At 44.1% G+C, this 1416-nt stretch carries 2 protein-coding genes; both read left to right on the top strand.

The window, feature by feature from the left end; translation table 11 throughout:
- Positions 1–72 precede the first annotated feature (72 nt).
- Entirely contained in the window at positions 73–423 is a 351-nt protein-coding gene (locus D0T84_RS22180) for a transposase family protein (RefSeq protein ID WP_163310090.1), read from the top strand.
- 10 nt (positions 424–433) lie between these two features.
- Positions 434–1416, top strand: a 983-nt coding sequence (locus D0T84_RS22175) for a transposase (protein WP_163310091.1), incomplete at its 3' end; no start/stop codon positions are given.

The raw sequence follows: 1416 nt of genomic DNA, 5'->3' as shown, positions 1-1416 counted from the left end.
AAATGGGCTCAGCGGATTTTCCGGGTTGATTTGTCTTGTCGCATATCATGAATATAGCTTATCTTTGTCAGGATGAATTACGAGAAGTTGTTAGGATCTATCCTGCCCGAAGTTTTGATAGACAATTTTGACATTGTCAATTTTGAGAAGTCCGATACCCGTTTTGATATCTGGCTTGATGATAAGAAAGTACAAATGCGAGAAGATAAGTACAATAATAAAGTTGTAGCCTACGGTTTTGGTTCTTATCATTCGATTCAGGACTTCCCTATCCGCGGTCGTGCCACTTACCTGCATGTTCGTAAACGCAAATGGCTCGATCAGGATTCCGGTAATATATTTAGTTATGACTGGGATTTATCAGAACATGATCGCACGCGTCTGAACGCTGAGTTCGTGGCTTTTTTAAAAGAGGGAGATTGAAAGTACGCCTATAAGTATTAATACTCTTGCAGTACGCAATGGTCTGAAGGGTCAAACCCTACGCAAACAGTACAAGGAAGTCATTAGTGACTACCGCTCTTGGGAGCAATTGGAGCATGCCCAGGACTACATATTGTTTGAAGAGAATCTGGGTGCTGATTTGAGTTTGGATGAAACCTGCCTGAGTAATGGTGAAGTTTACACGGTATTAACCAATAAGGCCGGTCATGGAGGCAAAGGCTCCCTGGTAGCGATAGTTCGCGGTGTTGCCAGCCAGACGGTGATTAGAGCATTCAACCGGATGTCACGCCAGAAACGCCTTCAGGTTAAAAGCATAACTACTGACCTCTCCTCTGCGATGATGCTGACGGCACGCTGGTCCTTTCCTAAAGCCGAGCTGATAAACGACCGTTTCCATGTGCAACAGTTGATGAATGAAGCTGTAGACCATATTCGGATAAAATATCGCTGGGAGGTACTCGAAGCAGAAAACAAGGCTATCCGGGAATACAAGGAGAAACGCAAGGCAGCCAAAAGGCAGGGCCGTTCACTGGAGCCGTGGCAACCAGCAAGGATGAGCAACGGTGAGACTATGCCGCAGATTATGGCACGCTCTAAACATATCCTGCTTAAACACTTCTCTAAATGGAATGAACAGCAACAAATCCGTGCACAAATCTTGTTTGAGGCCTATCCTAAGCTCAAACAAGCATATGAACTCTCTATGCAGCTGACTCAAATATTTAACAAACGGATTACAGCAGACGCTGCTAGATTATTACTGGCTAAGTGGTATAATCAAGTAGAAAAGTTTGGAGAAACCGGGCTCAACCGGGTACTGGAAACCTTTGAAAATCACAACCGAACAATCATCAATTACTTCAATGAGAGGCTCACCAATGCTTCGGCCGAATCATTCAACGCTAAAATAAAGGCTCTCAGAGGACAATTCAGAGGAGTAGCAGATATTAAGTTCTTTATGTACAGGCTGGC

The sequence above is a fragment of the Dysgonomonas sp. 521 genome, from assembly GCF_010501055.1.
Lineage (GTDB): Bacteria > Bacteroidota > Bacteroidia > Bacteroidales > Dysgonomonadaceae > Dysgonomonas.
The sequence above is the reverse complement of the archived record's forward strand: the minus strand, read 5'-3'. Positions and strand labels throughout refer to the sequence as shown.